This window comes from Dactylosporangium sp. NPDC051485 (assembly GCF_040682015.1).
In the GTDB taxonomy this organism is placed as follows: domain Bacteria; phylum Actinomycetota; class Actinomycetes; order Mycobacteriales; family Micromonosporaceae; genus Dactylosporangium.
On the sequence record NZ_JBFAZW010000005.1, the window covers coordinates 44,727 to 71,436 of the forward strand.

Annotated in this window: 26 protein-coding genes; all 26 read left to right on the top strand. The window is 72.2% G+C overall.

Annotated elements, in window-relative coordinates; all coding sequences use genetic code 11:
• The first annotated feature begins 3 nt into the window (after positions 1-3).
• Positions 4-966, top strand: coding sequence for an ABC transporter permease (locus AB0M46_RS03985; protein WP_363332775.1), 963 nt, complete (start codon positions 4-6; stop codon positions 964-966).
• Complete coding sequence (locus AB0M46_RS03990; RefSeq protein WP_363332777.1) at positions 963-1,838, top strand: ABC transporter permease; 876 nt, start codon at positions 963-965, stop codon at positions 1,836-1,838. Before AB0M46_RS03985 ends, AB0M46_RS03990 begins: the two co-directional genes overlap by 4 nt.
• Positions 1,819-2,625, top strand: a complete 807-nt coding sequence (locus tag AB0M46_RS03995; RefSeq protein ID WP_363332779.1) for an ABC transporter ATP-binding protein — start codon at positions 1,819-1,821, stop codon at positions 2,623-2,625. The genes AB0M46_RS03990 and AB0M46_RS03995 overlap by 20 nt, the downstream gene beginning before the upstream one ends.
• Positions 2,622-3,413 (top strand): ATP-binding cassette domain-containing protein, encoded by a 792-nt coding sequence (locus AB0M46_RS04000; protein WP_363332781.1) that lies wholly within the window; start codon positions 2,622-2,624, stop codon positions 3,411-3,413. The genes AB0M46_RS03995 and AB0M46_RS04000 overlap by 4 nt, the downstream gene beginning before the upstream one ends.
• Complete coding sequence (locus AB0M46_RS04005; protein WP_363332783.1) at positions 3,406-4,404, top strand: LLM class flavin-dependent oxidoreductase; 999 nt, start codon at positions 3,406-3,408, stop codon at positions 4,402-4,404. The genes AB0M46_RS04000 and AB0M46_RS04005 overlap by 8 nt, the downstream gene beginning before the upstream one ends.
• Positions 4,401-5,369, top strand: coding sequence for an LLM class flavin-dependent oxidoreductase (locus tag AB0M46_RS04010; RefSeq protein WP_363332785.1), 969 nt, complete (start codon positions 4,401-4,403; stop codon positions 5,367-5,369). Before AB0M46_RS04005 ends, AB0M46_RS04010 begins: the two co-directional genes overlap by 4 nt.
• Positions 5,356-6,675 (top strand): LLM class flavin-dependent oxidoreductase, encoded by a 1,320-nt coding sequence (locus AB0M46_RS04015; RefSeq protein WP_363332787.1) that lies wholly within the window; start codon positions 5,356-5,358, stop codon positions 6,673-6,675. Before AB0M46_RS04010 ends, AB0M46_RS04015 begins: the two co-directional genes overlap by 14 nt.
• The gene (locus AB0M46_RS04020; RefSeq protein WP_363332788.1) at positions 6,672-8,000 is read left to right on the top strand and encodes an LLM class flavin-dependent oxidoreductase; all 1,329 of its coding nucleotides are present in this window, start codon (positions 6,672-6,674) and stop codon (positions 7,998-8,000) included. The genes AB0M46_RS04015 and AB0M46_RS04020 overlap by 4 nt, the downstream gene beginning before the upstream one ends.
• 168 nt (positions 8,001-8,168) lie before the next feature.
• The gene (nhaA, locus tag AB0M46_RS04025; protein ID WP_363332789.1) at positions 8,169-9,404 is read left to right on the top strand and encodes a Na+/H+ antiporter NhaA; all 1,236 of its coding nucleotides are present in this window, start codon (positions 8,169-8,171) and stop codon (positions 9,402-9,404) included.
• Between the two features lie 484 nt (positions 9,405-9,888).
• Positions 9,889-10,794, top strand: a complete 906-nt coding sequence (locus tag AB0M46_RS04030; protein ID WP_363332790.1) for a bacterial transcriptional activator domain-containing protein — start codon at positions 9,889-9,891, stop codon at positions 10,792-10,794.
• A complete protein-coding gene (locus AB0M46_RS04035) occupies positions 10,794-12,638 on the top strand; it encodes an ATP-binding protein (protein ID WP_363332791.1) in 1,845 nt (614 codons plus the stop codon). The genes AB0M46_RS04030 and AB0M46_RS04035 overlap by 1 nt, the downstream gene beginning before the upstream one ends.
• Before the next feature lie 54 nt (positions 12,639-12,692).
• Positions 12,693-14,444 carry a DUF4157 domain-containing protein gene (locus tag AB0M46_RS04040; protein WP_363332792.1) on the top strand — a complete coding sequence of 584 codons (1,752 nt, stop codon included), beginning with the start codon at positions 12,693-12,695 and terminating at the stop codon, positions 14,442-14,444.
• Between the two features lie 75 nt (positions 14,445-14,519).
• Positions 14,520-15,098 carry a DUF4255 domain-containing protein gene (locus AB0M46_RS04045; RefSeq protein ID WP_363332793.1) on the top strand — a complete coding sequence of 193 codons (579 nt, stop codon included), beginning with the start codon at positions 14,520-14,522 and terminating at the stop codon, positions 15,096-15,098.
• 20 nt (positions 15,099-15,118) lie between these two features.
• Positions 15,119-16,315, top strand: a complete 1,197-nt coding sequence (locus AB0M46_RS04050; RefSeq protein WP_363332794.1) for a phage tail sheath subtilisin-like domain-containing protein — start codon at positions 15,119-15,121, stop codon at positions 16,313-16,315.
• A 19-nt stretch (positions 16,316-16,334) separates the two neighbouring features.
• On the top strand, positions 16,335-17,462 hold the full coding sequence (locus AB0M46_RS04055; protein ID WP_363332795.1) for a phage tail sheath subtilisin-like domain-containing protein: 1,128 nt from the start codon (positions 16,335-16,337) through the stop codon (positions 17,460-17,462).
• 38 nt (positions 17,463-17,500) lie between these two features.
• The gene (locus tag AB0M46_RS04060; protein ID WP_363332796.1) at positions 17,501-17,938 is read left to right on the top strand and encodes a phage tail protein; all 438 of its coding nucleotides are present in this window, start codon (positions 17,501-17,503) and stop codon (positions 17,936-17,938) included.
• On the top strand, positions 17,929-18,321 hold the full coding sequence (locus tag AB0M46_RS04065; RefSeq protein WP_363332797.1) for a hypothetical protein: 393 nt from the start codon (positions 17,929-17,931) through the stop codon (positions 18,319-18,321). The genes AB0M46_RS04060 and AB0M46_RS04065 overlap by 10 nt, the downstream gene beginning before the upstream one ends.
• On the top strand, positions 18,318-18,491 hold the full coding sequence (locus AB0M46_RS04070) for a DUF6760 family protein (protein WP_363332798.1): 174 nt from the start codon (positions 18,318-18,320) through the stop codon (positions 18,489-18,491). Before AB0M46_RS04065 ends, AB0M46_RS04070 begins: the two co-directional genes overlap by 4 nt.
• Positions 18,488-19,033, top strand: coding sequence for a phage tail protein (locus tag AB0M46_RS04075; protein WP_363332799.1), 546 nt, complete (start codon positions 18,488-18,490; stop codon positions 19,031-19,033). Before AB0M46_RS04070 ends, AB0M46_RS04075 begins: the two co-directional genes overlap by 4 nt.
• Complete coding sequence (locus AB0M46_RS04080) at positions 19,030-20,157, top strand: hypothetical protein (protein WP_363332800.1); 1,128 nt, start codon at positions 19,030-19,032, stop codon at positions 20,155-20,157. Before AB0M46_RS04075 ends, AB0M46_RS04080 begins: the two co-directional genes overlap by 4 nt.
• Positions 20,157-20,873, top strand: a complete 717-nt coding sequence (locus AB0M46_RS04085) for a LysM peptidoglycan-binding domain-containing protein (RefSeq protein ID WP_363332801.1) — start codon at positions 20,157-20,159, stop codon at positions 20,871-20,873. Before AB0M46_RS04080 ends, AB0M46_RS04085 begins: the two co-directional genes overlap by 1 nt.
• Before the next feature lie 5 nt (positions 20,874-20,878).
• Positions 20,879-21,910, top strand: a complete 1,032-nt coding sequence (locus AB0M46_RS04090; protein ID WP_363332914.1) for a contractile injection system protein, VgrG/Pvc8 family — start codon at positions 20,879-20,881, stop codon at positions 21,908-21,910.
• Position 21,911: 1 nt separating this feature from the next.
• Entirely contained in the window at positions 21,912-22,547 is a 636-nt protein-coding gene (locus tag AB0M46_RS04095; protein WP_363332802.1) for a phage baseplate assembly protein V, read from the top strand.
• A 30-nt stretch (positions 22,548-22,577) separates the two neighbouring features.
• The gene (locus tag AB0M46_RS04100; protein ID WP_363332803.1) at positions 22,578-22,970 is read left to right on the top strand and encodes a PAAR domain-containing protein; all 393 of its coding nucleotides are present in this window, start codon (positions 22,578-22,580) and stop codon (positions 22,968-22,970) included.
• Complete coding sequence (locus AB0M46_RS04105) at positions 22,967-23,353, top strand: GPW/gp25 family protein (RefSeq protein ID WP_363332804.1); 387 nt, start codon at positions 22,967-22,969, stop codon at positions 23,351-23,353. Before AB0M46_RS04100 ends, AB0M46_RS04105 begins: the two co-directional genes overlap by 4 nt.
• Before the next feature lie 2 nt (positions 23,354-23,355).
• The gene (locus AB0M46_RS04110; RefSeq protein ID WP_363332805.1) at positions 23,356-26,706 is read left to right on the top strand and encodes a putative baseplate assembly protein; all 3,351 of its coding nucleotides are present in this window, start codon (positions 23,356-23,358) and stop codon (positions 26,704-26,706) included.
• Positions 26,707-26,710 lie beyond the last annotated feature (4 nt).

The following is a 26,710-nucleotide window of genomic DNA, read 5'->3' on the forward strand; positions in this document are numbered from 1 at the left end:
GCCGTGGCCCGTTTCCTGGTTCGCCGGCTGGCGCTGCTCGCGCTGGGCCTGCTCGTCGCCAGCCTGGCGATCTTCCTCGTGCTGCGGGTGCTGCCCGGCGACGTCGCCCAGCTCATCGCCGGCACGAACGCGACCCCCGAGCAGGTCGCCGGGATTCGGGCCGGCCTCGGCCTCGACCGCAGCCTGCCCGGCCAGTATCTGGGCTGGCTGGGCGGGTTGCTCCACCTCGACCTCGGCCGGTCGCTGCTGACCAACCAGACCGTCGCCTCGGCCCTGGCCGAGCGAGCCGGCGTCACCGTCCCGCTCACCGCCATGGCCTTCGTGATCGCGGTGGCTATCGCGCTCACCCTCGGCGTCTACTCCGGCCTGCGCCACGACCGGCCGGTCGGGGTCGCGATCGGCTTCGTCTCCCAGGCCCTCGCAGCCGTGCCCGCCCTGTGGATGGGTTTGCTGCTCATCGTCGTCTTCGGCGAGGGTGTCGGCCTGCTCGGGGTGCTGCCGGGCAACGGCTTTCCCGACGCCGGCTGGGGCCGGCCCGGGGCGGCGTTCGCGGCGCTGGTGCTGCCCGCGGTCACCATCGGGCTCATCGAGGGCGTCGCGCTGCTGCGCTTCGTGCGCTCCGCGGTGCTCGACGCGCTCGGCCAGGACTACGTGCGCGCCGCCGCCGCCCGCGGGCTGACCCGCACGCAGGCGCTGCTGCGCCACGGGCTGCCCAACGTGGGCCTGTCGCTGCTGTCGGTCTCCGCGCTGCAGATCGCCGCCCTGGTCACCGGGGCGGTCGTGATCGAGTCGCTGTTCAACCTGCCCGGCGTCGGCCGGATGCTCGTCGGCGACGTCGGCAACCGTGACCTGACCAAGGTGCAGGGCGAGGTGCTGTTCCTCACCGGCCTGGTGCTGGTGATCGGCACGCTCGTCGACGTTGCCCACCGGGTGATCGACCCGCGGCAGCGGGCGGAAGCGGCATGAGCGCCCCGGGCCGTCCACAGTGGATCGGTGAGCTGCTGCGCCGCCCCGCCGGCGCATTCGGCTCGGCCGTCGTGGCCATCGTGGCCGCCGCCGCGCTCGTGTCGCTGTTCTGGACGCCGTACCCCCTGCTGCAGCAGAGCGTCGCCGAGCGCTGGCAGGGCCCGGGCGCCCGGCACTGGCTCGGCACCGACCAGATCGGCCGCGACACCCTCAGCTGGCTCCTCGCGGGCGGCCGCACCACGGTGTTCGTCGCGTTCTGGGCCACGCTCATCGCGGCCGCCGTCGGCCTCGCCCTCGCCACGCTGACCGCGCTGAGCCCCCGGCGGGTCGCTGAGCCCGTCATCGTGCTCGTCGACATCCTCATCGCGTTCCCGGTCCTGCTCATCGCGATGCTGCTGGCGGCGGGGTTCGGCGGCTCGCTCTGGGTCGTGGTGACCGCCGTCGGCGTCGGCATCGGCATGAACGTGGCCCGGGTGGTACGCCCCGAGATCCGGCGGGTGACCGGCTCCGACTACGTCCTCGCGGCCCGGGCCGGCGGCGTCGGCCCGGCCGGCATCCTGGCCCGGCACGTCATCCCCAACGTGGCCGCCGTCGCGATCGTCCAGCTCTCCTACGTCGCGGCGGTGGCGATCCTCGCCGAGGCCGGCCTGTCCTACCTCGGCTACGGCGCGCCGGCCGGCACACCGTCCTGGGGGCGCAGCCTCGCCGACTCCCAGCAGTACATCGCGGTCCAGCCCGCCTCCGTCGTATGGCCCGGACTCGCCATCGCCGTGACCGTGCTGGCCATCACCCTGCTCGGCGACGCGCTGCGGGAGGCCCTCGACCCCCGCCTGCGCCGGGAGAGGAGGAGCAGTGAGCCTCGACGTCGATGACCTGCACATCGAGATCCGCGGCCGGACCGTCGTCGACGGCGTCGGGTTCAGCCTCGCGGCCGGTGCGCGGCTCGGGCTGATCGGCGAGTCCGGCTCCGGCAAGTCGCTCACCGCGCTGGCGGTGCTGGGCCTGCTGCCCGCCGGCAGCCGGGTCACCGGCAGCATCCGCCTCGACGGCCGGGAGCTCGTCGGGCGCCGCGACGCCGACCTGGCCGCCATCCGCGGCAAGCGCGTCGGCATCGTCCTGCAGGAACCCGCCACCGCGCTCAACCCCATTCGCCGTGTCGGCGCGCAGATCGGCGAGTCACTGCGCATCCACTACGGCTTCTCCAGGCGCCAGGCGCACGAGCGGGCCGTCCGGCTGGCCGAGCGCGTCCACCTCCCCGACCCCGAGGGGATCCTCCATCGGTACCCGCACGAGCTCTCCGGCGGCCAGCGTCAGCGGGTCGCGATCGCCGTCGCCATCGCCACCGGCCCCCGCCTGATCATCGCCGACGAGCCGACCACCGCGCTGGACGTCACGGTCCAGGCCGGCATCCTCGAGCTGTTCGACCGCGAGGTCGCCGAGTCCGGGGCCGCGCTGCTGTTCATCACCCACGACCTGGCCGTGCTGGCCCGGATCGTGACCCGGGCGGTGGTGCTGGCCGGGGGCCGGGTCGTCGAGACAGGGGCGGTGGCCGACCTGCTCGCCGCCCCGGCCCACCCGGTCACCGCGGCCCTGGCCGAGGCCGCCTACGCGACGAGCTTCACCGGCGAGCCGTCCGTCGCACCCGGGAGCCGCTCGTGACCGCCCCGCTGCTGCGCGCCCGCGGCCTCGCCCGTGACTACCGGCTGCCCCGGCAGCGGCTGCGCGGCCCGGCCCCGGTCCAGCACGCGCTCATCGACGTGGACCTGGACGTCGCCGAGGGCGAGATTCTCGCGGTGATCGGCGAGTCCGGCTCCGGCAAGTCGACGCTCGCCCGCCTGCTGCTCGCCCTGGACCGGCCCACCCGCGGCGGCGTCGAGTTCGAGGGCCGCCCGATCGAGGCCGACCGGCGCCGGCTGCGCGCCGGCACCGGCATTGTGCTGCAGGACCCCTACGCCTCCCTCGACCCGCGCTTCACCATCCACGACACCGTTGCCGAGCCGCTGCGCGCCCTGCGTATCCCCGGCGACCACCGCCGGCTTGTCGCCGACGTCCTTGCCCGGGTCGGCCTCGAGCCGGACCGGGCCGCCCAGTACCCGCACGAGCTCTCCGGCGGCCAGCGCCAGCGCGTCGCGCTGGCCCGGGCCATCGTCCACGGCCCCCGGTTGCTCATCGGCGACGAGCCGTTGTCGGCCCTCGACGTCACCGTGCGGGCCGCGATCGTCGCGCTGCTGCGCGAGCTCAACGCCAGCCTCGGCCTGGCCGTCGTGCTCGTCTCGCACGATCTCGGTCTGGTGCAGCACCTCGCCGCCCGGGTGGTGGTGATGCACGGCGGACGCATCGTCGAGTCCGGCCCGACCGGCGCCGTCCTGGGCGATCCGCAGCACGCCTACACACGACGCCTCGTCGCCGCCGTCCCCCGCCTGCCCGTGAGGAGTATCGATGCCTGATCCCGGCCGGCCGTTCAAGCTGGGCTTCCTGACCCATGTCCACGGCTACGGCAAGCCCGCCGCACAGGTGTACGCCGAGCTGCTCGACACCATCGCCGCCGCCGAGGAACTCGGCTACGACGGCGTCTTCCTCGCCCAGCACCACTTCCGCCACGACGGCGCCCGGCTGCCCTCGCCGCTGGTGCTGCTCGCCGCCGCGGCCCGCCGGACCCGCCGCATCGAGCTCGGCACCGCGGTCAGCACCATCGCGCTGGAGGACCCGCTGCGCTTCGCCGAGGACGCTGCCGTCCTCGACGCGCTCGCCGGCGGCCGGGTGCAGCTCGGCCTCGGCACCGGCGGCGCCAACGCCGATGCCTACCCCGCCTTCGGCTTCACGAAGGACACGCTGGACGAGCGGTACGATGCCGCGCTGGCGACCGTCCACGAGGCGCTGGAGGGCAAGCCGATCCGCGGTACCGGGCCGGTCCTGCACCCGCCCGCCCCGGACCTGCGCGGCCGGGTCTGGCAGTCCACCTCCCGCGCCGAGAAGGCTCGCCGGATCGCCCGGGCCGGCGACGGGCTGCTGCTCGGCACCTTCATCCACAAGCCCGACGAGGACCAGCTGCCGCTCATCGAGGCCTATCGTGACGCCTGGACCGCCCCGGCCCCGCCGCGCATCGGCGCCACCCGCGCGGTGTTCCCCGGCTCGTCGCGCGGCACAGCCCTGGCCGACCTGGGCCGCGGCCTGGCCCGCTTCCGCGAGCAGGTGCGGCCCTTCGCCGACCTGTCCGAGTACGACGACGAGCGCCTCGCCGAGCGCATCAACGTCCACTACGGCAGCCCCGCCGAGGTCGTGGACGGCCTGCGCCGCGACCCCGCCCTCCTCGGCCATGTCGACTACTTCTTTCCCGTCGTGCAGCACGAGGCGTCCAGCGCCGCCGAGGACATCCGCCGCCTGGAGATCATCGCCACCGACATCGCACCCGAGCTCGGCTGGAGGCCCGCGTCGTGAGCTTCGGATTCCAGACCCACGTCCACGGCCACGCCCCCGCGCGGGAGCTGCTGCCCGGCCTGGTCGACCTGTTCGTCGCCGCCGAGGAACTCGGCTTCAGTTCCGGCTGGCTGGCCCAGCACCACCTCGGCAACGACGTCGGCCGGCTGCCCTCGCCGCTGGTGCTGCTCGCCGCCGCGGCCGAGGCCACCAGGAGCATCCGGCTCGGCACCAGCGTCGTGGTCCTGCCGCTGGAGCACCCGGTCCGCCTCGCCGAGGACGCCGCCGTGCTCGACGCGCTCGGCGGCGGCCGGCTCGAGCTCGGCCTCGGCGTCGGCGGCCCGTCCGCCCCCGAGTTCGCCGCGTTCGGCCGGGACGCCGCGCGCCGCCACGAGCTCTACGCCGAGCACCTCGACCGGCTGCTGCACCTGCTCGGCGGCGGCGAGGTCGCCGGCGGCTTGCGGGTCGGGCCGGCCGCCCCGGACCTGGCCGCGCGGCTGTGGGAGTCGCCGTCCACACCGGAGCGCGCCGCCGCGCTCGCGACGACCGGCCGCGGCCTGCTCGTCGGCATCGGGCCCGGCCCGGTCCAGCGGGCGCTCGCCGACGCCTACCTGGCCGCCGGCGGCACCCGGGTGGCGGCCTTCCGCGGCGGCTTCCCGGCGCTGGAGCCCGGCGGGGAGCGGGAGAGCCAGGCCGCGCTGCTGTGGCCCGACGTGCGCGGCTTCGCCGACGGGCCCCTGTCGCGGCGGTACCTCGGCGACAACCCCGGCCCGCACGACGTCCTGGCCGCCCTGAACGTCCACTACGGCAGCGCCGAGCAGGTGACCGAGTCGGTGCGTGCCGACCCGCTGCTGCCCGTGGCCGAGCACTTCGTCTTCGCCGTCCAGTCGGCCAGCACGAGCATCGACGCCGCCGTGCGCACGCTGGAACGCCTCGCTGCCGACGTCGTGCCGCACCTGCGGGGAGCCGTCCATGCCGCGCCCTGATCACCTGCAGTTCGGCGCCCTCGTGCATGGCTCCGGCGGCCACATCGCCGGCTGGCGCCACCCGCGCGCCAACCCCGACGGCGAGCTCGACATCGACTTGCACGCCCGCCTCGCCCGCACCCTCGAAGACGCCGGCTTCACCGCGCTGTTCGTGGCCGACGTCGTGGCGATCTGGGGCCACCAGCTCGACTCGCTGCACCGCACCACCCGCGCCGACTACCTCGAGCCGATCACGCTGCTCGCCGCGCTGTCGCAGCAGACGTCCAGCATCGGCCTCGTCGCCACCGCCACGACGAGCTACAACGAGCCGTACCACCTGGCCCGCAAGTTCGCCTCCCTCGACCACATCTCCGGCGGGCGGGCCGGCTGGAACGTCGTGACGAGCGTGGTCCCGCTGGAGGCGGCGAACTTCGGCCGCGCCGAGCACTTCGGACACGAAGAGCGCTACGCTCGCGCCGCCGAGTTCGTCGACGTGGTCAAGGGCCTCTGGGACTCGTACGCCGACGACGCACTCATCCGCGACCAGGGTGCCGGTCTGTACTTCCGCCGCGACGGCCGCCGCCGCGTCGACCACCACGGCGAGCACTTCCACGTCGCCGGGCCGCTCAACCTGGCCCGCCCACCGCAGGGGCACCCGGTGCTGTTCCAGGCCGGCGCGTCGCCGACCGGCCGCGCGTTCGCCGCGCGGGTCGCCGAGGTCGTCTTCACCGCCCCGCTGAGCACCGGCGAGGCGGTCCAGTACCGCCGGCAGCTCGACGCCGCGGTGACCGCCGCCGGCCGCGACCCGGGCGACGTGCGGGTCTGGCCGATCCTCACCCCGATCGTCGCCGACACCGACGCGGAGGCCGCCGGCATACTCGCCGAGCTCGGCTCGCTCATCCACGACGACGTGCTGCGCCGCCTGGTCCAGGACAACTTCGGCGACGAGGACTTCAGCGACCTGGACCTCGACGAGCCGCTGCCGGACTTCGGCGCGCAGACCAACCGCTCGCAGAGCCGCCGTGCCGGGCTGCTGGCGCTGGCCCGGGGCGAGCGGCTGACCCTGCGCCAGCTCGCCCTGCGCTACTCCGCCCGCGCCGACACCGCCGGCTCGGCGGCGACCGTCGCCGAGCGGATCGAGGCGATCTGGCGCACCGGGGCGGTCGACGGCTTCAACGTCTCATTCCCCTACCTGCCCGAGCAGGCCGACCGCTTCACCGCCGAGGTGCTGCCGATCCTCGCCGAGCGCGGCCTGTTCCGCCCGGCCGGGGGCACCACCCTGCGCGAGCGGCTCGGCCTGCCCCGTCCGGAGCGAGGAGCCCGATGAGCCCCCGGCAGCTGCACCTCAACGGCTTTCTCAAGGGCGCGGGGGAGTACCACGCCGGCTGGCGCGTGCCCGGCAGCCCGCCCGACGCCGGCGTCAGCTTTCCCTTCCTCGCCGAGCAGGTCCGCCGCCTCGAGGCGGCCACCTTCGACTCCGTGTTCCTGCCCGACCTGCTGGGCGTGCCCGACGACCCGCCCGAGGTCGGCGAGCGGGTCGCCTGGTCCAACGACACCCTCGAGCCGACCACCGTCCTGGCCGCGCTGACCACGCTTACCCGGCACATCGGCCTGGTGGCCACCGCCTCGACGTCCTACCACCAGCCGTACACCATCGCCCGGATCTTCGCCTCGCTGGACCACCTGTCCAGGGGCCGGGCCGGCTGGAACGTCGTCACGTCGCTCAACGACGCCGAGGCGCGCAACTTCGGCCTGCCGGCGCACCTGCCCCACGACGTGCGGTACCGCCGCGCCGAGGAGTTCTTCGACGTCGTCGCCGGGCTGTGGGACTCCTTCGACGACGGCGCGGTGCGCGCCGACCAGGCCACGGGAGCGTTCTTCGACCCGGCCGGGCTGCACTGGCTGGACCACCACGGCGAGTTCTTCGACGTGGCCGGCCCGCTGAACATCCGCCGGCCGCCGCAGGGACGCCCGGTGATCGCCCAGGCGGGCTCGTCCGGCCCCGGCCGGGCGCTGGCCGCGCGGATCGCCGACGTCGTGTTCACCCGCGCGCTGCCGCTGCCCGACGCGCAGGCATACTACGCGAGCGTCAAGGACCAGGCGGCGGGGTTCGGCCGCGACCCCGAGCACCTCCTCGTGCTGCCCGAGCTCGCGACCGTGGTGGCGCCGACCCGGGCCGAGGCCGAGGACCGCTTCGCCGCCGTCCGCGAGCTGCTCGACCCGCGGGTCGCGCTGGCCGACGTGCAGTACTGGGCCGGCGTCGACCTGAGCGGGCTGCCGCCGGACGCCCCGCTGCCGCCGCTGCCGCCCGGCAACAACCGCAGCGCCGGGGCGCAGGCCGAGATCTACGCGCAGGCGGAGCGCGGCGGCCTGACCATCGGCGACCTGGTGCGCATTGTCGCCGACGGCGACGGGGCAATCATCGGCACGCCGGCCGACGTCGCTGACCACATTGAGGAGTACTTCACCGGGGGAGCGGCCGACGGGTTCAACGTCTCCTTCCCGTGGCTGCCGCAGACCCTGATCGACTTCACCGAGCTGGTCGTGCCCGAGCTGCGCCGCCGGGGCCTGTTCCGCAGCGAATACACCGGCACCACGCTGCGCGACCACCTCGGCCTGCCCCGCCCCGCCTCGAGGCACGCCGGCGACTGACTTGGCCCGGGGTGAGCGGGGCGTCCCCGAGGCTGTCCGTGACCTCGCCGAGCGCTGCGATAGCCGGGGTGCTGCTGTTCGCCGGGTGGGTTCATCGCGTAGGCTCGTGAACTGGTGTGCCGGGAAGTCTGGTCGGCGTGTTGATGCCGATCGACTCCGGAGGATTTCATGACCGGTCTGACCGGGCGCTGGGTGTTGTCTCGGCGCATCGCCGAGATGCTGCGTACCGAAACGGTTGGCGGGCTGCTGCTGCTCGTCGCGGCGTTGGTGGCATTCGGGTGGGCGAACTCGCCGTGGGCGGGCGGGTATGCCCGCCTCAGCGACTGGCGGGTTGGGCCGGCGGCCTGGCATCTCGACCTGACGCTCGCGGCGTGGGCGGCGGATGGGCTGCTGGCGGTGTTTTTCTTCGTCGCCGGGCTGGAGCTCAAGCGCGAGTTCGTCGCCGGCGACCTACGCGATCCGCGGCGGGCGGTGCTGCCGGTCGTGGCGGCCGTCGGGGGAATGGCCGTGCCGGCGCTGCTGTATGTGGCGGTCAACGCCTCCGCCGGTGACCTGGGCGGCTGGGCGGTGCCCACGGCCACCGATATCGCCTTCGCGCTGGCGGTGCTGGCGCTGGGCGGGTCGCGGGTGCCGGCGGCGTTGCGGACGTTCCTGCTGACCCTGGCCGTGGTCGACGACCTGCTCGCGATCGGCATCATCGCGGTCGCCTACACGGCCGGGCTGGCGGTTCTGCCGCTGCTGGCGGCGGCCGTGCCGCTGGCCGTGTTCGCGTGGCTGATGCGCCGCGACGGCCCCGGGCGGTGGCTGCTCGGGCCGCTTGCCGTTCTGGTGTGGCTGCTGGTCCATGCGTCCGGGGTGCACGCGACCGTGGCCGGGGTGCTGCTGGCGTTCACGGTGCCGGTGCGGCCGGCTGGTCGGGTCGATGTTGCTGCGCGGCTGGAGCATCGGTTGCGGCCGGTGTCGGCCGGGTTCGCGGTGCCGGTCTTCGCGTTCTTCGCCGCGGGTGTGCCCCTCGCGGGCGCCACGTCGCTCGGCGCGGCGCTGCGGGACCCGGTGACCCTCGGCGTCCTGGCCGGCCTGATGCTCGGCAAGCCGGTCGGCGTGCTGGCGGCGACGTGGCTGGCCCGGCGCGTGACGGGCGCGGCCCTGCCTGGCGGGCTCGGCCGGCAGGACCTGGCGGTGGTGGGAATGCTGTCCGGGATCGGGTTCACCGTGTCGCTGCTCATCGCCGAGCTCGCCTTCGGCGCGGGCACCCCGGCCGGGGAGCATGCCAGGCTGGCGATCCTGCTGGCCTCCTGCGGCTCGGCAGCCGCGGCGACGCTGCTGTTGCGGTCCCGTCGCCGGCAACCGCCGGTGGCCCGGCGCCCGGCCTTGGACCGGACCGCGGCCGCTGGCGAGACCTGAGGTTGCGGGTCCGGCCGATCCCGCTCCCACCGGTGGCACTGCATTGCGGCACCGCGGTGATGCTGGCCGAGGTCGCCGATCGCCCGGGCCGTGGTGGCTGCCGCTCGGCCACGACCCACCGCGCCACCCCGGCATCGGGGACGCTGATCGAGCGCGACCCGCGGCGCCAGGCTGCCTCCGAGTCTGCCTGGCGCACGAAACAGCCGGGTTGGTGCGCTCAAATCGGAAATTAGGGTAAATGTGTCAATCATTGACTCGGATACAACTTGAGCGCCATGGCCTCTTGCGCCGGCGACATGTTGGGTGATACGCGCTACCAACACGAAAGCCTCCGGTGTGGACAAAAATCACCTGACAACCTTTGCAATGATGTTTGCCGATGCCAGGTACTTCTCGTACGCTTGCGTTTGGGTCATGACCCTCAGGTCTGTCCGGCTCCTCAGGAAGGCACTGTGATCGTTTCTGGCATCGTGAGGACAACGGGGTGAACGGACTCAGCGTAAGACTTTTCGGAATACCGTCGGTGCATCGATCGGGCCGCGAGACCACACGAATTCCAGCGAAGTCTCTCGAGCTGTTTTGCTTCCTGCTCATCCACCATGAGCGTGGGTCCAGCCGGGAGCTGCTGTCCGAGTTTCTCTGGCCCGACGAGAGCGGTGCGTCGTCCAAACGATATCTGCGGCAAGCCCTCTGGAAGCTCAACGCCGCGTTGAACCGGCCTTCCGAAGGAATCGGCGAGGAGTTGGTTGACAGTTCGAGTCCGGGGTGGTTACAGATCAATTCTCGCGCTGCTGTCTGGACCGACGTCAATGAATTCGACCAGGCGTACTCCGGACTGCTCGCGGACGTCGGGGAAAATCTGAGCGACGCCGAGGGGAGGGCGATGGAGAAGGCGATCGGCCTTTACCGCGGCGAATTGCTCGCCGGCTGGCCCCAGGAATGGTGCCTCCCGGAGCGGGCGCGGTTCGAGCAGGCCTATTTGGTGATGCTCGAAAAATTGATGACCTGGTGCCGGGTTCGACAGCTCGGCGTCAAAGCCGTCGGTTATGGCGAACTGGCCCTGCGGCACGACCCGGCCCGTGAATCCGTGCATCGCCAGCTGATGAGCCTGCACTACGCGAACGGCAACCGGGGCGAGGCGGTGCGCCAGTACCAGTCCTGTGCCGACGTCCTCGGCCGGGAACTCGGCGTCGGGCCGTCGGCGCAAACCCGAGAGCTGTACGAGCAGATCCTGCGCGACGAGGTGCCGTCGACGACCACGCTCACCACGTCGCCGGCCCGTCGGGAGCCTGCGCCCGATCTGGCCCTGCACGCCCGGCTCGATGAGATCCAGGCGAGCCTCCAGGAGCTGATCGCCCTGGTCGGCCGCCATCATCGCGGCGTCGGCTGATGTCGCCGCCTCCGGTCGGCCTTCTGCTCGCCGACCTCGCCAGGCTCGACGCCGCCCTCGAGGCGGCGGTCGGCCGGTTCCGCGAGCGCGTCCACGGCGACGACATGTCCGCCTACTACGTCTCGGACGCGGAAGCGGACACGCTCCTGCACACCCCACCGGGCCCGGATCCACTCCCGGATCCCCGCCCGGAGCCGAATCCGGAGGCCGGGTGGCCGCGGCTGCGCCTCCTGGCTCAGGCGTTCGGCCTGGACGACGCCGACCTGGACGCGCTGCTGATCTGCCTGGCTCCGGAGGTCGACCGGCGCTACGAGCGGCTCTACGGCTATCTGCAGGACGACGCCACCCGCCGCTTGCCGTCGATCGACCTGATCCTCGACCTGACCTGTGTGGACCTGGAGACCAAGCTTGCGGCCCGCGCGCGTTTCGGGCCGTCGGCGCCGCTGGTCACCCATCGGCTGGTCCGCCTGAGCGATCCGCCGGGAGGTCCGGCGGTCTCGCTGCTCGACCAACTGGTCCGGCTCGAACCGCGGGTCGCCCGGTTCCTGCTCGGCCAGGGCACCGAGCCCGAGGTCCCCGAGCAATGGCAGGGTCTCGTGCAGGTGGTCCGGCCGGGGGCCGAGCCGGACTTGCATGGCGTCTCCCGGCTCGTCGAGGCCGCGGCCGGCGGCACGGTGCTGCTGTGTCCGCTGTCCGACGCGGCGCACGCGACCGCGGTGGCCGCCGCCTTTGCCGGGCGGCGCGGACAGGCGCTGCTGCACCTGCGCGCCGACCGGCTCGCCGGGCTGTCCGATCTCGATTTCCGGCTACTGCTGGCCGAAACGGGCCGGGAGCTGCGCCTGACCGGATCGCCGACGATGCTCAGCGGCCTCGAGGAACTGACCGGGTCACCCGCGCGGCTCGACCAGCTGGCCACCTGGGCGGTCTGCCTGCCCGGCCCGGCCATCGTGGCCGGGCCCGACGAGCTCCTGGCAACGGTACTGCCGCGCGGCAGCCGGGTCGAGCTACCGGTCGACCGGCTCCGCGCCCGGGAGAGTTCGCGCCGGCGACTGCGTGCCCTGGCACGGCTGGTGCCGCCCCGGCACGGCTGGTCCGACCTGGTGCTGCCGGCGGACAAGGCGCTGCGCCTGCGCGAGCTCGCCGATGTCGCCCGCTTCCGGGGCAAGGTACTCGACGATTGGGGTTTCGGCGCGTCGGTGGCCTCCGGCCCCGGGCTGAACGTCCTGTTCGCCGGGCCCTCCGGCACCGGCAAGACGATGGCCGCCCAGGTCATCGCGCGTGAGCTCGGCCGTGACCTGTTCGCCGTCGACCTCGCCGCGATGGTCAGCAAGTACATCGGGGAGACGGAGAAGAACCTGGCCGCCGTCTTCGCCGCCGCGCATGACGGCGACTGCGTGCTCTTCTTCGACGAGGCCGACGCCATGTTCGGCAAGCGCACCGCCGTCAAGGACGCCCACGACCGCCACGCCAACCTGCAGACGAGCTACCTGCTGCAGAAACTGGAGGAGCACGAGGGCGTCGTCGTCCTGGCCACGAACCTGCGCAAGAACATGGACGAGGCCTTCGTGCGCCGCCTGCACGCCGTGATCGAGTTCCCCGTGCCACGGGTCGAGGAACGGCTGCGCATCTGGCGGCGGATCTGGCCGGCCGCCGCCCCCGTGGCCCCCGACCTCGACCTCGACCAGCTGGCCACCCGGATCGACCTGCCCGGCGGGCATTTGCGCAACATCGCCGTCAGCGCGGCCTTCCTCGCCGCCGCCGACGGCGGGACCATCACGATGGACCACCTCGAGCGGGCCACCCGCCGCGAGTACCAGCAGCTCGGGAAGATCCCGTCCACCTGAGCGAGACGCTCGGGCAGACGCCTGAAAGACGGCGGGCACGTATATCTGATCGGCGTGATCGCTCGCCAGCACAAGCCGTTCCAGCCCCCGATCGTCACCGCGCCGGCAACCCCCGCGGTTGCGGAGGGGCCCGGACCCAACCGAGGACGGCGCCCGGGCTCGGGGTTCGGTCGCCTGCAGCAGTCGCACGGCAACCAGGCCGTGCAGGCCCTGCTCGGCGCCGCGGTGCAGGCAAAAGCGGTCCAGGCAAAAGCTGCCACCGGTAACCCCGGCGACCGCTGGGAACGCGAAGCCGATCGGATCGCGCAGCGCCTCGCCGGCACCACCACCGGCCTGGACGACCTGCGCATCCGGATGGAACAGGCTACCGGTGCCGACCTGTCCGGCGTCCACCTGCACACCGACTTCCACGCCGACAACCTCAACCGCGGTGCGGGCTCGCTCGCGCTCACCCGCGGCCGGGACATCTTCTTCCGCGCCGGACAGTACGCCCCGCACACCAGCACGGGCCGCGCGCTGATCGCGCACGAGATGACGCACGTCGCCCAGCAATCCGGCGATGCCGGCGCTCCGGCGGTCCAGCACTTCCCGGGGTCAGGCACGATCAGCCGGCTGCGGGACCGAGAAGGTTGGGAGTTGAAGGGCCTGACCAGGCGGCTGCGGGACGAGCGTCTGATGCGTTCGCTCGGCGACGGCGCCGACTCGGACCTGGTGGTCACGATCAGGAGCTGGGGAGACGACAGCACGAATTTGCATACGGCGTTGCAGAGCGTCGCGACTTCCCAGGTGCACCTCGACCCCAAGGTGATGATGCAGGAGTTGGACGCGCTGATCGCCGCCGCCTCGACGTGGCTGGGGGCGCACGCATCGGACGGCCGGGGCACCGACGGCGACCATCGCGATCGCGCGAAGCTGGTACAGGCGATCAAGGAAGAGGCCGCGCACGAGTTGTCGTACCAGATCACCGTCGACGCTTACGGCCAGGAGATCAAGAAGAGGAAATGGCGTGAACGGCTCCTCGTGGAGCGGGACGCGGCGAGGCATGGATTCCCATTGCGCGATCGACGACTGACCCCGGAGAAACGCGACCTGGCGATCGCCTCGCTGGACAGTGGCGAGCGAATCTTGCCCGCGCTTTCCCAGGTGATGAGGAGGCGCATGAGGGACCCGGATATTCGTTACCGGCCGTCCGATCCGGCCGACGCGCCCGACTTGACCAAGGCGGAGGCGTACGCCGTGTACGTCTACACGGCCCAAGACTACAAGTACATCAATCCCGCTATGGCCAACGACCCGTCCTGGCAGCCGCAAAACGCCGACTCCGCGACCAGGGCGACGGCGGCCGAGCTGGTCCGCGATGGGCGCCTGCACGGCGGGATCGCGAACGCCGCCATGCGGAAGCTGCCGGTGACCGGGACCGATTTGCTGTACCGGGGAATGCGGGGCGAGGGGGACAAGATGCGTTCCGCCATCAGGAGTATGGTCGGCAGCGGCAAGCCACATCTGGTGGGGGGCATACTCAGCGCCAGTCGCAAGAAAGCGACGGCCTGGGCATTCGCGCGCAGGAACCCGAGCGACGCGCCGGAGAACACCACTGCGGTGATGATCGAGTTCCGCAATGTTCCGGCCCACGACATCAGCCCCCTCTCCGCCGTACGGCGCGAGGACGAAGAGGTGATCCTGCCGGGAACCGTGGTGCGGGCATCGACTCCCCAGGTGCTCGCATCCAGCACGCTGCCCAGGGAGGTTGAGGGTTCGGGTGTCAACGAACTGCTCCGGGTGAAGGTCACCCCCGCGTCCGGTTGACGCTTCGGCCCGGAAGACGGCGTCGAAGACGCGTCGTGAGACGCCGGCGAGTCACCGCCCCGGTAGACATGGCGCATGTTCCAGGACCTGGACGCCTCGCTGGCCGCGCTCGTCGAGGCCGAACTCGGCATTCCCGACGTGGCGGTCAGTTTCGTCGGGCCGGACAACGACTTCCCGCCGGCGTCCGTGGCGCTGCCCGCCATCTCGTTCTTCCTGTACGACATCCGCGAGGATCTCGATCTGCGCAGCGGTGTCTGGGAGATCGAGGACGGGCAGCGCCGCCGGCCGCCGGCCCGGGTGAACTGCTCGTACCTGATCACCGCCTGGCCCACCGCCACCGCGCCGAACCCGGCCGAGGACGAGCACCGGATGCTCGGTGCGCTGCTGAAGGTACTGCTACGGCACCGGAGCATCCCGGCGCAGTACCTGCGGGGCGAGCTGATCGGGCAGGAACCGCCGATGCCGACCCGGATCACGGCCGACAACCAGCTCACCAGCCTGGGCGAGTTCTGGCAGGCGATGGGCGGGCGGCCCAAGGCCTCGCTGCACTACGCCATCACCCTCAGTTTCGACGTTGCCGCCCCGGCCCCGGCCGGTCCGCAGGTGACCACGCACACCCTGAACCTTCGCCCGAACCCCACTCCGGCCGGCTGATCCATCGAGGAGGACCTGCGATGCCCCAGTACCTCACCCCCGGCGTGTACGTCGAGGAGGTGCCCTCGGCGATCCAGCCCATCGCCGGAGTCGGCACCAGCACGGCCGGTTTCATCGGCACGGTCGCGCAAGACGTGACGATGCCCCTGATCCCCGGCCGCTCCGGCGTCAAGGCCGACGGCACGACGAAGGAGCCGGCCGATTTCTACACCAGGGCCGCCGACGGCAAGGCCGTGCTGGTGACCAGCTGGGACGTCTTCCAACGCAACTTCGGGAAGCTGGGCGCCGGCAACTCGGTGCTCGGTAACGCCGTCTACGGGTTCTTCAACAATGGCGGCAGCCGCTGCTGGGTGACGTCGGTGGCCGACATCGCGACGGTCGAGAACGTCAAGGCCGCGCTGACCGGATTCGCGGCGATCTACGAGATCGCCATCGTCGCGGTGCCGGGGGCGGTCAGCGCGGCTGTGCAGAACGCCGTGCTGGACCACTGCGAGAACCAGTACACGCAGGACCGGTTCGCGATCCTCGACGGGCAGCCGACGACCACCCTCACCAAGGCCGGCATCCAGCAGTGCCGCGACAGCTCGTACGGCGCGGTCTACTACCCATGGATCGACCTTGGCCTGAAGGGCAGCGATGGTGCGGTCGTCTACCAGCCGCCGAGCGGTCACATCGCGGGTGTCTACGCCCGGGTGGACACCCAGCGCGGTGTCTTCAAGGCCCCCGCCAACGAGGTCATCAGGGGCGCGCTGGGCGTCCAGACCCTGTTGAGCAAGGCCGACCAGGCCGGGCTGAACCCCGACGGCGTCAACGTGATCCGCCAGTTCGGCACCAACACCACAATCTGGGGTGCCCGCACGATGGGCGGTGCCGAGGACCCCGAGTGGACCTACATCAGTTCCCGGCGGCTGTTCCTCTACCTGCGCGATTCCATCGACCGGGGCACCCAGTGGGCAGTGTTCGAGCCGAACGGCCCCGACCTGTGGTCGAAGATCCGGCGCAACGTCGGCGCGTTCCTGACCACCGTCTGGGAGTCCGGCGCGCTGCTCGGCGACACCGCCGCCCAGGCCTTCTACGTGCGCTGCGACGAGACCACAAATCCGCCCGAGATCCGCAACCTTGGACAACTCGTCACGGAGGTCGGGGTCGCCCTGGTCAGTCCGGCCGAGTTCGTGGTGTTCCGGATCAGCCAATGGTCCGGGCCGGCGTCGAGCTGATCACGGGCTGACGACTGTGATGGCGACCTATCCGATGCCGGGGCTGTACATCCAAGCCACCGCCCCGGCACCCGCCCCGACGGTGCGCACCGGCGTACCGGCGTTTCTGGGTAGGGCGGACTCGGGCCCGTGGACCGTCACACCGCTCGCGCGGCCGGGCGCCTTCGCGGGCACGTACACGAGTTCCGGCGGATACCTTGCGGCGGCCGTGGCAGGCTTCTTCGCCAACGGCGGGCAGCGGTGTCACGTGGTCCGGCTGCGCGAGGACATGCCAGAGGCCGACGCGCTCGCCGCCGGGCTGGCCGCGCTGGAGGATGCCGACGCCGACCTGGTCTGCGTCCCCGATCTGGTCACCGCGCCGGCGTGGCCGGGCACCGGCGACCTGACCGCGGTGACCGGCCGGCAGCGCCAGGTGCTCGACCACTGCGCCGCCCGGGGCGACCGGTTCGCGGTGCTCGACGCCGTCCCGACCGGGTCCGCGTCGACCGTGCTCGCCCAGCGGGCCGCGCTGTCCGGCCCGTCGGCCACGTACGGAGCGCTCTACGCGCCCTGGCTGGTGGCCGCCGGCAACGTGCTCGTGCCGCCCTGCGGCCACGTCAGCGGGGTGTATGCCGCCGCCGACGACGCCTCGGGCACGCAGCGGGCGCCGGCCGGGATCCCGTTGAACACCGTCCTGGACGTACACGTCGCCTGGAACACGGACGATCTCGCCCAGCTGACGACGGCCGGGGTCAACACCGTCCTGGCCCTGCCCGGGCGTGGGTTTCAGGTCTGGGGCGCCCGGACGGTCAGCGACGACCCGGCCTGGCGGGACGTGACCGCCCGGCGGGTGGTCGCCGAGATCGTCCGCCGGCTGGAGACGTTCATGACCGACCTGGTGGACGAGCCCAACGACGTACGGCTGTGGGTGCGGATCATGCGCGAGCTCACCGTCTACCTGGATGGCCTGTACCAGCGCGGCGCCCTGCGCGGCAGCACCGCGGACAGCGCCTTCTTCGTCAAGTGCGACAGCGAGACGAACCCGCCGGACGTGCGCGCGACCGGCCAGGTCGTCACCCAGGTCGGTGTCTGCCTCGCCGCGCAGGCCGAGGTCCTGGTCCTCAACGTCGTGCGGACCGCGGACGGCACCGACGTGCAGGCCGCCTGAGCACCCCGATCGGCAGCGACAGACCAAGGAGAAGCGACATGACCAGAGTGGACCCCTACGGCGGCTACAACTTCGCGGTGGAACTGGACGGCATCACCCGGGCCGGCTTCCGCGAGTGCTCCGGACTGGCCAGCACCCAGAACGCGATCGAGTACCGCGAGGGCACCGACAAGCAGCTCAGCTCGCGCAAGCGGCCCGGCCTGAACACGTACTCCGACATCACCTTGAGCCGCGGCTTCACCAGCGACTCCAAGCTCTGGGAGTGGCGGCAGAAGGCCGCCGGCGGCGCCGTCGAGCGGCACACGATCTCGATCAGCATGCTCGACGACGCCGGCAACGCAAAGATCACCTGGAACCTGTTCGAGGCCTGGCCGACGTCCTGGACCGGTCCGAGCCTGTCGGCCAGCAGCGACGAGATCGCCGTCGAGCAGATCACCCTCGCCTACGAGCGGATCGAGGTCGATCAGTGGAGCTGACCGCCGGCTCCGTAGCGCAGATCCAGGCCACCCAGTTCGAGTTCACCCTGCCGCGAGGCCTGGTCGCACCGGACGGCACAGTGCACCGGGACGGGATCATGCGTCTGGCCACGGCGCTGGACGAGATCGAGCCCATCAAGGACCCGCGGGTGCGGGCCAACCCGGGCTACCTCGTGGTCATCCTGCTGGCCCGGGTGATCACCCGGCTGGGCGGTCTGGAGCACATCAACACCCGGACGGTCGAGAACCTGTACGCCGCCGACCTGGCCTACCTGCAGGACTTCTACCAGCGGATCAACCTCACCGGCCACGCCCGCTTCCAGGTCCAGTGTCCACATTGTACTCAGGCTTTCGAAGTGGAGACCGCCGGCCAGGGGGGATGACGCGCTACCCCGCGGACCAGCTGCACGCGGAGGTAGCGTACGTGGCCTTTCACTTCCACTGGCCATACGAGCAGATCATGCGGCTGGAACACGCCGAACGGCGCCGCTGGGTCGGTGAGATCGCCCGGATCAACCAGAGACTGAACGAGCAGACGGGAGCCAGCAGATGACGTCGTCGGGTGTGCCGTTGGGCCTGTCCTGGGCGGCCTCGGTGGCCGGGGCATGGGTACCGGCGGTCCCGGCCCTGGAACCCCTTCCCACCTTCAACTTCGCGGTCGAGATCGACGGCCTGCTGGTCGGCGGCTTCACCCAGGTCACCGGGCTGGAGAGCCGGCTGGAAACCGAGCAGTACCGCGAGGGCGGCGTCAACGGATACGTGCACACCCTGCCGACCGGCGCTACGCCCGGCAATCTCACGCTGCGGCACGGCCTGACCACCAGCGGCGCGCTCTGGAACTGGCACGCCGACGCCGTCGCCGGTCGGATCCAGCGGCGTAACGGCACGATCCTGTTGCTCGACCGGCAGCAGATCCCGGTGATGTGGTGGAACTTCCGCAACGGGCTGCCGGTCAGCTGGACCGGTCCCGAGTTCAGCGCCACCGGCGACCAGATGGGCGTCGAGGCCATCGAGATCGCCCACGAGGGCCTGACCAGGCCGGTGCTCGGTCAGGCCGCGGCGACCGGCAACACGATCAGTCAGGGCGTGCGATGAGCGTCTTGGGGGCCCGGCTCTGGCAGCGCGCCCACCGCCCCGGCCTGGTCGACCATGCGGAGTTGGCCGAGCGCATCCTCACCCGCCACGTTCGTATGGCGCCGGCGCCGCTGGCCGGGATGATCCGGCGGTACGTCGGCATGGACGAGACCCGTCTGGACGCGGTGCCGTTCGTGTACGCCGAGCCGGTCGCCGCGTCCCCGGAACATCCGCCGCAGCCGTCCACCGCCACCCCCGTGGTTGCGGCAACTCGGGTGACTCCGGTGGCAGCACCCGACGGCGGACCCGTGGTCCAGCTCAAGGCCATCACGGCAAGCCCCGGCCGCATCGCCGCGGCGAGTGACGCGCCGCATGACCTCGGCAGCGGTGCGGACCTGTTCTCCCCTGGCTCGGGTCCGGCCCGATCGGCGCATCTCACGGGCTCCGCCTGGATGGCGACATTCGTTGACGCGGGCCCTCTCGCCAGGGTGCCCATCGGGCTTCCCGGCGTCCCGATGGCACCGTCGCGCATCGCGTCGAGTCCGGACGCTGATGTGCGGTCCGTGTCGCCGCCCCCGACGGCTGCGGTACGGCCGACTCCACCGATCGATGCGTCACGGGCCGATGCGCCATGGGTCGCCGTGGCGGCGACAAGCCAGCCTGCGATGCCGGCGAACCCGATCTGGCCGGCGCGCCCGCTGGATGTCGCGTCTGGATCCTCGGCCGCCACGACCCCGGCGGTCGCGACGTCCCCGGCCGGCCCGGCGGCCCCGCTGCCCGCCATCAGCCGGGCCGCGGCGCCCATGACACCGATCGCCACGACACTCGCCACCACCGCATCCGCACCGTTCCCGGCCGCCACCAGCAGACTCCCGCTGCCCCTGGCTGGCGCCGACGATGAGCGCCGGGCCGGCGCCCTGCCCACCCGGACCTCGTCCGTGCCCTCCACCCGCGCGTCGGCCACCCCGACGCGGGCTGAGCAGGACACGTTGCCGTCCCGGCGGGCCGAGGCAGCCGACCGGCCCACGGCGCCCACTCACCCGGCCGGCCGCCACGCCATCGACCTCGATGGCCTGGCCGTAGAGGTCCAGCGGCGGGTCGTGCGGCAGCTGGCGATCGAGGCCGAACGTCGAAGGGTGCGCTGATGGGACTGCTGGACCTGACCGGAGTCACCGGTCTTTCGGGATCCGCGGGCGACGACGTGCAGAAGCTGCGGATCAGCTACACCGGCGGCGCGACCCGCTCCACGCAGACCGTGACCCTGGCCTACAACCCGGGACAGCTCAGCCGTTCCCGCTCGGTCAACTGGCACCGGGCCAAGGTCAGCCAGACTCAGGTCGCGGGAGACGGCAGTCCGGCATGGTCCGCACCGCAGCAGTTCCTCGGACTGGAACCGGAGACGCTGTCGCTCGAACTGTTCTTCGACACGTACGAGAGCGGCCAGGACGTCACCCGGGCCACCCGCCGGATCGCCGTGCTCGCGGAGGTCGACCGCGAGCTGCACAGCCCGCCGGTATGCCGGCTGAGCTGGGGCATCCAGTCGGAGATCTTCACCGGCGTACTGACCCAGCTGGACCAGCGGTTCTCGATGTTCCTCAGCGACGGCACGCCGGTGCGGGCCACGCTGCAGTGCACCTTCACCGAGTACCAGACCTCCGCCACGGCCAAGGCGAACGAGGTGCACTCGGCCGACGTCGTCAAGGTCCGGACCGTCCGGCGCGGCGACACGCTCGCGAGTATCGCCGCCCAGGAGTACCAGGATTCGGCCCGCTGGCGGGACATCGCCGTGGCCAACGCCATCGCGAGCCCGCGCACACTGCTGCCCGGGACCGTGCTCACGATCCCGAAACTGGCCCGGTGACCGCGATGCCGCTGAAGTCGAACGTCCCAGACTTCGCCGTCATCGTGAACGGCGCCCCGTTGACCCCGGCCGCGGCCGGGGACATCCGGGCGATCCATGTGGATGAGTCCATCGACGCGCTGAGCATGTTCACCATCGACCTGTACTGCTGGGATCCGGCCACCCTGACCGTGACGTGGCCCGACGACCCGGCCTTCGCCGTCGGCAACCAGGTCACGATCCAGCTCGGCTACGTCGACGCGCTCACCACGGTGATGACCGGCGAGATCACCGGCCTGGAGCCGTCGTTCGCCGAGGACTCGCCGCCGACCCTGACCGTGCGCGGGTACGACCACCGGCACCGGCTCGCCCGCGGCCGCAAGACCCGGGGCTTCACGGCGACCAAGGACAGCGCGATCGCCTCGAATGTCGCCGTCGAAGCGGGCCTGCGCGCCCAGGTCACAGACAGCGGGACCGTGCGCGACCTCGTGCTGCAGAGCAACCAGAGCGATCTGGAGTTCCTCCGGCAGCGGGCCGGCCTGATCGGCTACGAGTTCTTCGTCCGCGACCGGGTGCTGCACTTCCACCCGCCCGCCGACGACCGGCCGCCGTCGGTGGTCCTCGACGTCACCGACGATCTCAGCAGCTTCACGCCGCGGCTGAGCTCGATGGGCCAGTCGGGTCATGCCGTCGTGCGGGGTTGGGACCCGAAGACCAAGAAGCCGGTCACGGCCCGGTTGCCGGCGACCGGCGGCGGTACGAGCTCGGACCGGGCCTTCGGTCTGCGCACGGACGCGGTGGTCGTCGACGCGCCGGTGGCGACGGCGGCGGACGCCGACCTGGCGGCCCGCGGACTACGGGCGGATCTCGGCGACGGCTACGTGCGGGGCGAGGCCGAGCTCGCCGGGCGGCCGGACCTGCACGCCGGCACCACGGTCCAGATCACCGGCGCCGGCAAGACCTTCAGCGGCGCCTACTACATCACGGGCGTACGTCACGACCTCGAACTGGACCGGGGCTTCCGGACGAGCTTCGACGTCCGGCGATCGGGAGTGTGACATGGGGGATTACGACGAGCTGTTCGCGCAGGAACGTACGGCGCAGTATTTCCCAGGCGTCTGCGTCGCCGTTGTCACCAACACCCGCGACCCGGACGGTCTGGGCCGGGTGAAGCTGCGCCTGCCCTGGCTGGCCGAGGACACCGAGACCGACTGGGCCCGCATCGCCGTCCCGATGGCCGGACCGCAGCGCGGCGTCTTCTTCCCTCCCGAGGTCGACGACGAGGTCCTGGTGGCCTTCGAGCACGGCAGCTCCCAGCGGCCGTACGTCGTGGGTGCCCTCTGGAACGGCGTGGACAAGCCGCCGGACGCGAACGAGAGCGGCAGCAACGACATCCGAATGATCAAGTCGCGCAGCGGACACGTCGTGCGACTGACCGACACCGACGGCGCCGAAAAGATCGAAGTCGTCGACAAGAGCGGGAAGAACTCCGTCGTGATCGACACCGCCGCCAACGCCGTGACCGTGACCGCCGCCCAGGACGTCACGATCAGCGCGGATGGCGGCACGCTGACCCTCAAGGGCAGCTCGGTGAAGATCGAGGCGCAGAGCGAACTGAGCGTGCGGGGCGGGACCGCGAACGTCACCGCGAAGGACGAACTGGTGCTCAAGGGCTCGACCATCAACATCAACTGAAGCCCGGACCGACCGAGGAAGGCAACGACGATGGGACAGCCAGCCGCGAAGGCCGGGGACCGCGTGGTCGGGATGGACGTGCACATCGTCCTGCCGCCGGCCCCCGTGCCGCCGGTCGCCCTGCCGCACCCGTTCGACGGCGTCATCCAAGGCGGCGTCAGCACCAACGTCATGATCATGGGCAAGCCCGCGGCGGTGGTTGGCAGCACGGCGACCAACACTCCGCCACACCTGCCGACCGCGCCGGGCACCGCCTTCCAGCGGCCGCCCTCCAACCTGTCGACGATCAAGCAGGGCAGCGCCACGGTGAAGATCAACGGCAAACCCGCCGCCCGGTCCGGCGATCCCGCCGACACGTGCAACGACCCGCAGGACGTGCCAGCCGGCACGGTGGTCGCGGCCGGGACGGTGATGATCGGGTGAGCGGTTTCCTCGGCAGCGGGTGGGCGTTCCCGATCCGGCTGGCCGGCGACGGCACGATCCTGCGCTCGCCCGAACCGGACGGCGCGGTCGACGACGCCATCCGGATGATCCTGTCCACCACGCCCGGCGAGCGGGTGATGCGGCCCGACTACGGCTGCACCATTTCGGAGTACGTCTTCGGGCTCGTTGACTCCGGGACGACCGGGCAGATCTCGCAGGCGGTCCGCGAGGCCCTGGCCGAGTGGGAGCCGCGCATCGATGTCGTCGACGTGACGACGACGCAGGATCCGCAGGACCCGCGCCGCCTGTCGGTGGCCATCACCTACCAGATCCGGTCCAGCAACAGCCGGGTCAATCTGGTCTACCCCTTCTACCTGGAGTGAGTGTGGACGCCCCCCTCGTCGACCCGCGCTCCGGCGATGACCTCGCCCGCCGGACCACCGAGCTGGCCGCGCACTACAGCGGCTGGACCCCGCCCGGGCCTGGCGCCGCGCCGGACCCCGGCACCGCGTTGATCGGCGTGTTCAGCCGGTTCGCCCAGCTGGTCGTGGACCACCTGAACCAGGCGCCGATGCGCAACTTCGTGTCATTCCTCAACCTCATCGGCACCCAGCCCCGCCCGCCGCGGCCCGCCCAGGTGCCACTGACCTTCACGCTCGCGAGCGGTACGACGGCCGGCGTGCTCGTGCCGGCGGGCACCCCGGTCGCGACCGGCGACGAGGTCGGATTCGCGACCGACGCCGACCTGACCGTCTCGCCGGCGAACCTCGTCGCGGTGTTCGTCGGCGACCCCGTCGGCGACAGGTTCAGCGACCGGACGGCGACGGCCGGCCCGTTCCCGGCGTTCACCGGCGACCGGCCCGTACCCCACGACCTGCTCATCGGCGTTGCGCCCACCAAGGAGGCCGGCCCGCTGACGATCCGGCTGACCACCTCGGATGCGCCGATCTGGCACAACGGGTCGCTCGTCTGGTCGGCGTGGGACGGCACCCGCTGGGTCCCGGTCCCGGCCGCCGTCTCCGTCCACGGCGGCGACGTGGTGGTCGCCCTGGACGCCGTTGCGCCGCTACCTTCCCTGACCGTGGCCGCCGTGAGCGCCGGCTGGGTCCGGGCGAGCCTGGCTCACGGCCTGCCGGCCGGCGACGCAGGCCAGCCTCCCGAGTCGATAGCCGTCGGCGCCCGCAGCCCGCAGGACTTCGCGCCCGGAGTCGCGCCGTTCGGCGACACCGGCCAGGTGCGGCGGTTCTACCTCAGCGTGGACCAGGCCCTGGCCCCCGGTGGCGCCCTCGCCCACCTGCACGTCTCGCTGAGCACCCCGGGCCGCGCCGGCCCGTCGCCGACGAGGCTGAACTGGGCGTACAAGCTCGGCAACGACTGGGTCCCGCTGGGCACCGCGACCTCGGCGGACGACGGCAGCTCCGCGGGCACCGGTTTCCGCGACGGCACGTTCGCCTTCAGCCGGGACGGTGTGATCGACTTCGTCACCCCGGCCACCTGGCCGGTCGCGCTCTATCGGACTCGGCTTGGGCGCTGGCTGCGCATCGAGATCGACGGTGGCGGAGGCGACTACACGACCCCGCCGGTGATCGGGTCGGTCGTGGTCGACTCCGAATGGGACCTGCCGCGGCTCGACGCCGTCCACATTGCCGGCGATCCCGGGCCGCCGGCCGTACCCGTCACCACGATCGCGCTCAACGGTGCGCCGTTGGACAGTTCCCGTCCGTTCTGGCCCTTCGGCACCCAGCCGGCGTTCGGCGACACGCTCGAGATCAGCTGCCCGACCGGCCTGGCCGCCCCGTTGACGCTGGAGGCGTCGCTCGTCAACCCGATCAACGGCAGTGGCGCGCCGGTCCCGGCGGTCCAGGACCGGCCCGCGATCGCCTGGGATGGCTTCGACGGCACGACCTGGACACCGATGACCGCCGACGCCGGCGCCTTCTTCAGTACCGGGGGCCGGGTAACGCTCACGCCCGCGGCCGGGGTGGCGGCGATCGCGAAGGTCCGGGCCCGGCTCGCCGGTCCCGGCTACGGCTCGCCGGCCCGGTACGTGCAGGCGAGCGACGGCGGTTACGTACTCCAGCCGGCCACACTGGCGCCGCCGGTGGTGCAAACCCTGAGCTGGTTGCCGGGCGCCCGGCCGGACGCCGCGCCGGTGGCCCTGGTGACCTCCGACGACCGCGGCCACGTCGTCCGGACCGGCGGCTTCGCGCCCTTCGAACCCGTCGAGGACGACGAGCCCGCGCTGTACCTGGGCTTCGACCGAGCTCCCGGCCCATCGCCGGTCACCCTCTACCTGGCCGTGGCTGACCCCGACCCGGCCGAGGTCAGCGCCGACCAGCTGGCGGGGCTCGACCCGCAGACCGCAGCCCACGTCCGCTGGGACTATCTGTCGCCCGCCGGCTGGGCGCCGCTCCTGGTCGAGGACGGCACGGCCACGCTGTCGGCCAGCGGCGTGGTCCGGTTCCTGCCGCCGGCCGACCTGACCCTCGCGCCCCATTTCGGCGTCACCGCGGCCTGGGTCCGGCTGCGCTGGCAAAGTGGCTACTTCCCGGTCACGCCGCGGCTGGCTGCCGTCCTGGCCAACACGGTGACCGCGACGCAGGCGACATCGGTGACGGCCGAGGTGCTGGGATCCGGCAACGGCGGCCCCGGCCAGGTGCTGACGACGACGCAGTCGCCCGTACTGCCGGGCGCGCGGCTGGAGATCCGGGCAAGCGACGGCACCTGGGCGACCTGGCAGCAGGTGAGCGACTTCTACGACTCCGGGCCGACCGACCGGCACTACACCCTGGACCCGCTGACCGGCGCCGTAACCTTCGGTGACGGCACGGCCGGCGCCCTGCCCCCGGTCGCGCCGTCCAACGTCCGCATCAGCTACCACACCGGCGGTGGTCCGGGCGGCAACCAGCCCGCCGGCGCGGTCACCACCCTGAAAGTGGCGCTGCCATCGGTCGACTCGGTGACCAACCACATGCCGGCCGAGGGTGGTGCCGCCGAGGAGTCGCTGCACGACGTCATCGCCCGCGGCCCGCTCGTACTGCGTCACCGCGAGCGAGCGGTCACCGCCCAGGACGTCGAGGATCTCGCCCGGGAGGCCTCCACCGAGGTGGCCCGGGTCAAGGCGGTCGTGCCGACCCAGTTCGACCCACTGGCCCTGTGGATGGACCCCGACCACCCGGTGTTGCTGCCCGGCCACAGCAGCGCCGACGCCGGTCAGTGGGGTGTCATCGTGGTGCCGGACTCCGCGGTCGCCCGGCCGGCACCCGGGTACGGGCTGCTCAGCCAGGTCCGGGCATACCTGCGGGCGAGGTGCGCGGCCACGGTCCAGCCGTGGGTCGCCGGCCCGGAGTGGATCGGTGCGACGGTCGCGGCCACGGTCGTGCCCGTGGACGCCGGCGCGGCCGACCAGACCCGCGACGCCGTCGTCGCCGCGCTGTCGGCGTTCCTGCACCCGCTGACCGGCGGCCCGGACGGCGCGGGCTGGGCGTTCGGCCGCAAACCGCATCAGTCGGAGATCTACGCGGTCGCCGAACGGGTGCCCGGCGTCGATCACGTCAAGAACCTCACGCTGACCCTCACGCCGGAGGCCCCCGGCCTGGCCGACCGGGTCTCGCAGGTGCTCGACCGCTCCATCACCCACGCCGCCGACCCGGTCGCCGCCGACATCGCGCAGTGGCTGGACCGGGCACTGGTGCACTCCGGCGAGCACACCGTGACCATGAGCCTGGAAAGGTGAGCGA

Bases quoted from the DNA above. Each gene is read 5' to 3' on its own strand.
- AB0M46_RS03990 (WP_363332777.1), top strand. From the start codon at position 963: ATGAGCGCCCCGGGCCGTCCACAGTGGATCGGTGAGCTGCTGCGCCGC.
- AB0M46_RS04005 (WP_363332783.1), top strand. From the start codon at position 3,406: ATGCCTGATCCCGGCCGGCCGTTCAAGCTGGGCTTCCTGACCCATGTC.
- AB0M46_RS04015 (WP_363332787.1), top strand. From the start codon at position 5,356: ATGCCGCGCCCTGATCACCTGCAGTTCGGCGCCCTCGTGCATGGCTCC.
- AB0M46_RS04020 (WP_363332788.1), top strand. From the start codon at position 6,672: ATGAGCCCCCGGCAGCTGCACCTCAACGGCTTTCTCAAGGGCGCGGGG.
- nhaA (WP_363332789.1), top strand. From the start codon at position 8,169: ATGACCGGTCTGACCGGGCGCTGGGTGTTGTCTCGGCGCATCGCCGAG.
- AB0M46_RS04035 (WP_363332791.1), top strand. From the start codon at position 10,794: ATGTCGCCGCCTCCGGTCGGCCTTCTGCTCGCCGACCTCGCCAGGCTC.
- AB0M46_RS04045 (WP_363332793.1), top strand. From the start codon at position 14,520: ATGTTCCAGGACCTGGACGCCTCGCTGGCCGCGCTCGTCGAGGCCGAA.
- AB0M46_RS04050 (WP_363332794.1), top strand. From the start codon at position 15,119: ATGCCCCAGTACCTCACCCCCGGCGTGTACGTCGAGGAGGTGCCCTCG.
- AB0M46_RS04055 (WP_363332795.1), top strand. From the start codon at position 16,335: ATGGCGACCTATCCGATGCCGGGGCTGTACATCCAAGCCACCGCCCCG.
- AB0M46_RS04060 (WP_363332796.1), top strand. From the start codon at position 17,501: ATGACCAGAGTGGACCCCTACGGCGGCTACAACTTCGCGGTGGAACTG.
- AB0M46_RS04070 (WP_363332798.1), top strand. From the start codon at position 18,318: ATGACGCGCTACCCCGCGGACCAGCTGCACGCGGAGGTAGCGTACGTG.
- AB0M46_RS04075 (WP_363332799.1), top strand. From the start codon at position 18,488: ATGACGTCGTCGGGTGTGCCGTTGGGCCTGTCCTGGGCGGCCTCGGTG.
- AB0M46_RS04080 (WP_363332800.1), top strand. From the start codon at position 19,030: ATGAGCGTCTTGGGGGCCCGGCTCTGGCAGCGCGCCCACCGCCCCGGC.
- AB0M46_RS04085 (WP_363332801.1), top strand. From the start codon at position 20,157: ATGGGACTGCTGGACCTGACCGGAGTCACCGGTCTTTCGGGATCCGCG.
- AB0M46_RS04090 (WP_363332914.1), top strand. From the start codon at position 20,879: ATGCCGCTGAAGTCGAACGTCCCAGACTTCGCCGTCATCGTGAACGGC.
- AB0M46_RS04095 (WP_363332802.1), top strand. From the start codon at position 21,912: ATGGGGGATTACGACGAGCTGTTCGCGCAGGAACGTACGGCGCAGTAT.
- AB0M46_RS04100 (WP_363332803.1), top strand. From the start codon at position 22,578: ATGGGACAGCCAGCCGCGAAGGCCGGGGACCGCGTGGTCGGGATGGAC.